The sequence below is a fragment of the Pseudomonas sp. YL2 genome, from assembly GCF_023063025.1.
GTDB classification, from domain to species: Bacteria; Pseudomonadota; Gammaproteobacteria; order Pseudomonadales; family Pseudomonadaceae; genus Aquipseudomonas; species Aquipseudomonas putida_A.
The window spans coordinates 1-5,792 of record NZ_JAJSLU010000007.1 but is presented as its reverse complement, the minus strand read 5'-3'; the positions used below and the strand labels follow the sequence as shown (position 1 = coordinate 5,792).

Genomic DNA, 5,792 nt, shown 5'->3' with positions numbered 1-5,792 from the left:
CCTGGTGGGGGACCGGCGGCGGCCGGATCTTTTGCGTCTGTGTTTGGAAAAAACGACCACAAGCGCCCGCCCCCTTCGACAGCTCCTACTTGGGAGGGGGTCAAGGAGTCAGGTCGCGCATCAGCAGGCCAAAGCGCAAATCCACCGCATCCGGAATTGGCAGGTAAACCGTGTGCCCGTCGCCGGGGGCGACTTCAATGGTTTCACCCTTGGCACTCTGCAACTGGTGCAGATCGAAGTGGAAATTGCCCTTGGGTGTCATCAGTTCCAGATGATCGCCCAAGGCAAAACGGTTCTTCACTTTGACCTCGGCCAACCGGTCGCGGCGTTCGCCGGTGAGTTCGCCAACGAACTGCTGACGCTCGGACACCGAGCTGCCGTTCTGATAATTCTGGTATTCGTCATGCACATGGCGACGCAGGAAACCTTCGGTGTAGCCGCGCTGGGCCAGTGATTCCAGATCGGTCATCAGACTGCGGTCGAACTCGCGCCCGGCCATCGCATCATCAATTGCCCGGCGATAGACCTGGGTGGTGCGTGCGCAATAGAAGTGCGATTTGGTCCGGCCCTCGATCTTCAGCGAATGCACGCCCATGCGTGCAAGGCGCTCGACGTGCTGCACCGCGCGCAGATCCTTGGCGTTCATGATGTAGGTGCCGTGCTCGTCTTCAAAAGCGGGCATTAATTCATCGGGGCGATTGGCTTCCTGCAGCAGGAACACCTGATCGGTCGGCGCGCCGATGCCCAGGGTCGGCTCCGGCTGGAAGGTCTGCACGATCTCGCCGAGCTGGTTTTCCGTGGCTTGCTGCGCCGAATACTTCCAGCGGCAGGCGTTGGTGCAGGTGCCCTGATTGGCGTCACGCTTGTTCATGTAGCCCGACAGCAGGCAGCGCCCGGAGTAGGCCATGCACAGTGCGCCATGGACGAACACTTCCAGTTCCATGCCTGGTACCTGTTCACGGATTTCACCGATTTCTTCCAGCGACAATTCCCGCGACAGGATGATCCGGCTCAGCCCCTGTTGCCGCCAGAACTCGACACTCGCCCAGTTCACCGTGTTGGCCTGCACCGAAAGGTGGATCGGCATCTGCGGGAAATGCCGGCGCACCAGCATGATCAGGCCCGGGTCGGACATGATCAGCGCGTCCGGCGCCATCTCGATCACTGGCGCCAGATCCTTGAGGAAGGTCTTCAGTTTGGCGTTGTGCGGGGCGATGTTGACCACCACGTAGAAGCGCTTGCCCTGGGCCTGCGCTTCGCGAATGCCGAGGGCGAGGTTGGCGTGGTCGAACTCGTTGTTGCGCACCCGCAGGCTGTAACGCGGCTGGCCGGCATAGACCGCGTCGGCACCGTAGGCGAAGGCGTAGCGCATGTTCTTCAGGGTGCCGGCAGGGGCGAGCAATTCCGGGGCGGCGAGGGGGAGGTCTGGCTTCATGGCGGCATCGGTCGCAAAAGCGCGGCAGGGTAGTGCAGTGGCAAGTGCGGTTTATTGATCTGGATCTACGTTTGAGTGCGTGGTCTTCATCTGTGCAGAAAGGGCACAGATCATGTGCCGGTTCCACTGTGTTCGGTGCGGCGGTGGCTGCTTAAGATTCGCTTGTCAAATCAACCGAGGCAGGACTTTCCCATGCAGGACTTTACTCGCCGCTTTCTCACCGCTTGTGCATTTTCCGGGGTATTGGCCAGCAGCGCAGCGATGGCCGACAACCACCCGACCATTCGGGCAATGTCCGGCGCTACACCGGTCGATCATCTGCCAGCGGGCAAGTCTGCGCTGGTGGTGATCGACTTCCAGAATGAATATTTCAGCGGCCGGATGCCGATCCCGGACGGTGCCGCTGCCCTGGCGAAAACCCGTGAGCTGATCACCTTTGCCGACAGTCACAAGATCCCGGTGTATCACGTGCAGCACGTTGCCCCGGCCGGCTCGCCAGTGTTTGCCATCGATGGCCAGACCGTTAAATTTCACCCGGACATGCAGCCGCGCCCGCAAGACGTGGTGCTGCAAAAGAGCACCGTCAGCGTGTTCGCCAGCACCGACCTTGACCAGCAATTGAAAAAGGCCGGCATCCAGACCCTGATCATTTCCGGCCTGATGACCCACGCCTGTGTGGCGGGTGCCGCGCGGGACGCAGCGCCTTTGGGCTACAACGTGATTGTCGCGTCCGATGCCTCGGCGACCCGCGCCATCACTCGCGCCAACGGCGTGTCTATCGACAAGGATTCGCTGCACAAGGCCGCGCTGGCGGAAGTCGAAGACACCTTCGGCGATGTGTTGAGCACTGCGCAGATCGTTAAACTGCCGGTGCGCTGATTAGCCGGGCTGCTTCGTCCAGGCAATCTATGCTCCATGAACAAAGATGGCACTCGCGCGCGCCCCGGCTGACTAAGGTTCGGGGCGTGCGAGACGCCTGACTGACATGGATCGGACATGAACGAAAAAACCCTGCAATTCAAATCCCTCACCGTGCTGTTGCTATTGGTGACGGTCGCCTTCATCTGGATTCTGCTGCCGTTCTACGGCGCGGTGTTCTGGGCGGTGATTCTCGGCATTCTGTTTGCGCCGATGCAGCGCAAGTTACAGCTCAAATTCGGCTGGCGGCGCAACCTGACAGCGCTTTGTACTCTGGGCATCTGCCTGGTGATCGCGATCTTGCCGGTGATCATCCTCAGCATCCTGTTGGTCCAGGAAGGCGCGACGGTGTACAACAACATCGAAAGCGGCCAACTGGACATCGGTGCCTATCTGGCACAGTTCAAACACAGCCTGCCGCCGTATTTTCAGCATTTGCTCGATCGCTTCGGCATGGGCGAACTCAACGGTCTGCGCGAGAAAATCGTCAAGGCGTCGATGCAGGGCAGTCAGGTGCTGGCCAGTCAGGCGTTCAGTTTCGGTCAAGGCACATTCGAGTTCGTGGTCAGCTTCGGCATCATGCTGTACCTGCTGTTTTTCTTTCTGCGCGATGGCGCCGAGCTGGTGCGCAAGGTACGCACCGCGGTGCCGTTGGAGGAGAGCCACAAGCGCCGTTTGCAGTTGAAGTTCAATCGGGTGGTGCGCGCGACGGTCAAGGGCAACCTGGTGGTGGCGGTCACTCAAGGGGCCTTGGGCGGGGCGATTTTCTGGTTTCTCGATATTCCCAGTGCGTTGCTCTGGGCCGTGCTGATGGGCTTTCTGTCGCTGTTGCCGGCGGTGGGTGCGGGGATCGTCTGGGCGCCGGTGGCGGTGTACTTCCTGCTCAGCGGGATGATCTGGCAAGGCGTGGTGCTGGGGCTGTTCGGGGTGTTTGTGATCGGTCTGGTGGACAACGTGCTGCGCCCGATCCTGGTCGGCAAGGACACGCGCATGCCGGATTACATGATCCTGATCTCGACCCTCGGCGGCCTCGCAGTGTTCGGCCTCAACGGTTTCGTGATCGGGCCGCTGATCGCAGCGCTGTTCATGTCCAGTTGGGCGTTGTTCATCGAGACCAAACCGAAAGTCCAGTTGCCTTAAGCGTGGAATGGGCGGCTGACGATTTTCTGCGACAGGGCCTGCGCCGCAGGCAGCGAAGTGAGCGGGCCGCTGATCGGCTCGCCATCGCGCACCACATACCAGCAGGCGAGCAATCCCGACGCTCTGAGCGATGCGGGAACAGCGCTGCCGATTACCGACATGATTTGAACCTGAGCCATGACAAGTACCTCCATCAATCTGTGGAGCTACCTTATGGATTCGCTGCGCTCAGGGACAATCAACGCTTTCGATAGTGGTCATTGATCACAGTGAGGACTGTGTCAGTCGACAACCTGGTCGAGCATGTGCACCACTTCGCGCTCATTGAGCAGGCCCTTGTGCACGAGATTCTCCGCCAGCAGCGAAAGAAACTTGGCGCAGCGGTGGCCTTCCAGGTGTTTCAGTTCAGTCAGCGCGCTGTACACCTTGCTTGAAGTGCACAGGCCGACGATGCGGTGCGGATTTTGTGTAGGCATGGGTCGTCCTTGTTTTTATCAACCTGTTGTTTACGGACGGATTCAGATTGCGGTTCCGTCATGACAAATAGATGACCGTTTCGTGTTTTGCCCCCGACGGTCAAGTCCATCATGCCGACTTTAGCTGCTGGAACTGTCCTCACAGCGACCTTGGCGAGATTTTTTCAGACTCTGCCCGACCGACGGTCATAAAAAAGCCCCGCTATAAAGCGGGGCTTGTTGGTTGCGATTACCAGCGCGGGCCACCGTAGTAGCCGTGTGGCCGGCCGTAGTAGCCGCGTGGTGGGCCGTAGTAGACCGGGCCAGGCACATAGACCGGTTGTTGCACATAGACCGGCGCCGGCTGGTAGTAGACCGGTGGCGGCGGTTGTTGTACGTAAACCGGTGCCGGTTGAGCGTAAACAGGCTGTTGCACATAGACCGGCCGGTCCTGGTTGATCAACGCGGAGCCGATGATGGCCGAGCCGACGATCGCACCAAACACTGCCGGACCCTGCCAGCCACCGCCGTGGGCTTCTGCCTGACCTGTGATAGCGAATGCACCAATCAACAAGGCCACGATGGGGAGTTTACGAATCATGATAATTCCTCGGTTCTTCGACCCGGCGTCCGGGCCTGCACCAGGCCCAAAGTTGTCGCGGGGATACTTCTATGACAGCGAAATTCTGAAAATCAGCACAGCCGCTGGGTAAATTTTGTGTAAGGTCTGTACCGGCTTCTTTACCGGCAGGTCAAAGGGGCACGCGGCCCGTTGCAGACAGGCGCTTATGATCGTCCAGAACCCGATGGAATGGCTAACTCCGTCCATCCGAAAGTCCGTTTTCAAGGAGAAGTTTCATGCAGATGAATCCCAACAAAGATACCCAGCTGTGCATGTCCCTGTCGGGGCGTCCGGGGAATTTCGGTCTGCGCTTTCATAACCATTTGTATGAGCAGTTGGGCCTGAACTTCTATTACAAGGCGTTCAGCAGTCAGGACCTGCCGGGGGCCGTTGGCGGGATTCGTGCGCTGGGGATTCGTGGTTGCGGGGTGTCGATGCCGTTCAAGGAAGCCTGCATCGCGCTGGTCGATGAGCTGGATGCGTCGGCAGCGGCGATCCAGTCGATCAATACCATCGTCAACACCAACGGCCATCTCAAGGCTTACAACACCGATTACATCGCCATCGCGCAATTGCTGGAAACCCACGCGGTACCGCAAGACACGACGTTTGCCCTGCGCGGCAGCGGCGGCATGGCCAAAGCAGTGGCGAGTGCCTTGCGCGATGGTGGCTACAAGAATGGCTTGATCGTTGCGCGTAACGAGCGCGCCGGACGGGCACTGGCGGACTCGCTGGGCTATCGCTGGCAGGCGGAGCTCGGCGACGAGCGGCCGCAGATGCTGATCAACGTCACCCCGGTGGGCATGGACGGCGGGCCGGAGGCCGGGCAACTGGCGTTCGAGCCTGAAGTGATCCAGGCCGCCGACACGGTATTCGATGTGGTAGCGATTCCGTCGGAAACGCCGCTGATCGTGCGCGGGCGGGCCGAGGGTAAGAAGGTGATTACCGGGCTTGAAGTGATTGCGATCCAGGCGCTGGAGCAGTTTGTGCTGTACACCGGGGTGCGGCCGAGTGAAGAGCAGTTTGCGGCGGCGGTGGCGTTTGCCCGGAGCTGATGAGTTGTGCTGGCTGGGCGGGCCTCTTCGCGAGCAGGCTCGCTCCCACAGTTGAATTTTTGTCATGCACAGATTGTGTGTTCGCTGTAGATCCTCTGTGGGAGATTCTATGTTGCTCAGCAACCCTAGAATCTCAAACTGATCGGTATTCGCCCTGATTCTTCATC

Annotated in this window: 7 protein-coding genes; 3 read left to right on the top strand and 4 right to left on the bottom strand. The window is 59.7% G+C overall.

Going from position 1 to position 5,792, the window contains the following annotated elements; translation table 11 throughout:
• Nucleotides 1-100: 100 nt before the first annotated feature.
• Complete coding sequence (gene trhP / locus LVD08_RS12460) at nucleotides 101-1,435, bottom strand: prephenate-dependent tRNA uridine(34) hydroxylase TrhP (protein WP_247268261.1); 1,335 nt, start codon at nucleotides 1,433-1,435, stop codon at nucleotides 101-103.
• A gap of 192 nt (nucleotides 1,436-1,627) precedes the next feature.
• Here trhP and LVD08_RS12455 point away from each other — a divergent pair, with 192 nt between their 5' ends.
• The gene (locus LVD08_RS12455) at nucleotides 1,628-2,314 is read left to right on the top strand and encodes a cysteine hydrolase family protein (RefSeq protein ID WP_247268260.1); all 687 of its coding nucleotides are present in this window, start codon (nucleotides 1,628-1,630) and stop codon (nucleotides 2,312-2,314) included.
• Between the two features lie 117 nt (nucleotides 2,315-2,431).
• On the top strand, nucleotides 2,432-3,493 hold the full coding sequence (locus tag LVD08_RS12450; RefSeq protein ID WP_027613894.1) for an AI-2E family transporter: 1,062 nt from the start codon (nucleotides 2,432-2,434) through the stop codon (nucleotides 3,491-3,493).
• Here the strand turns inward: LVD08_RS12450 and LVD08_RS12445 are convergent.
• From LVD08_RS12445 to LVD08_RS12435, 3 genes are all read right to left on the bottom strand, one after another.
• Nucleotides 3,490-3,672: a hypothetical protein gene (locus LVD08_RS12445; RefSeq protein WP_096797753.1), complete on the bottom strand. Its 183-nt coding sequence runs from the start codon at nucleotides 3,670-3,672 to the stop codon at nucleotides 3,490-3,492. The genes LVD08_RS12450 and LVD08_RS12445 overlap by 4 nt on opposite strands.
• Before the next feature lie 102 nt (nucleotides 3,673-3,774).
• Complete coding sequence (locus tag LVD08_RS12440) at nucleotides 3,775-3,969, bottom strand: hypothetical protein (RefSeq protein ID WP_025108897.1); 195 nt, start codon at nucleotides 3,967-3,969, stop codon at nucleotides 3,775-3,777.
• Between the two features lie 229 nt (nucleotides 3,970-4,198).
• Nucleotides 4,199-4,549: a hypothetical protein gene (locus LVD08_RS12435; protein ID WP_007965394.1), complete on the bottom strand. Its 351-nt coding sequence runs from the start codon at nucleotides 4,547-4,549 to the stop codon at nucleotides 4,199-4,201.
• 257 nt (nucleotides 4,550-4,806) lie between these two features.
• Here LVD08_RS12435 and LVD08_RS12430 point away from each other — a divergent pair, with 257 nt between their 5' ends.
• A complete protein-coding gene (locus LVD08_RS12430; RefSeq protein WP_247268259.1) occupies nucleotides 4,807-5,625 on the top strand; it encodes a shikimate 5-dehydrogenase in 819 nt (272 codons plus the stop codon).
• Nucleotides 5,626-5,792: the final 167 nt, after the last annotated feature.

Excerpts from the sequence above, each read along its gene's own strand:
- LVD08_RS12445 (WP_096797753.1), bottom strand. The coding sequence starts at position 3,672 with ATGGCTCAGGTTCAAATCATGTCGGTAATCGGCAGCGCTGTTCCCGCA.
- LVD08_RS12440 (WP_025108897.1), bottom strand. The coding sequence starts at position 3,969 with ATGCCTACACAAAATCCGCACCGCATCGTCGGCCTGTGCACTTCAAGC.
- LVD08_RS12455 (WP_247268260.1), top strand. The coding sequence starts at position 1,628 with ATGCAGGACTTTACTCGCCGCTTTCTCACCGCTTGTGCATTTTCCGGG.
- LVD08_RS12435 (WP_007965394.1), bottom strand. The coding sequence starts at position 4,549 with ATGATTCGTAAACTCCCCATCGTGGCCTTGTTGATTGGTGCATTCGCT.
- LVD08_RS12430 (WP_247268259.1), top strand. The coding sequence starts at position 4,807 with ATGCAGATGAATCCCAACAAAGATACCCAGCTGTGCATGTCCCTGTCG.
- LVD08_RS12450 (WP_027613894.1), top strand. The coding sequence starts at position 2,432 with ATGAACGAAAAAACCCTGCAATTCAAATCCCTCACCGTGCTGTTGCTA.
- trhP (WP_247268261.1), bottom strand. The coding sequence starts at position 1,435 with ATGAAGCCAGACCTCCCCCTCGCCGCCCCGGAATTGCTCGCCCCTGCC.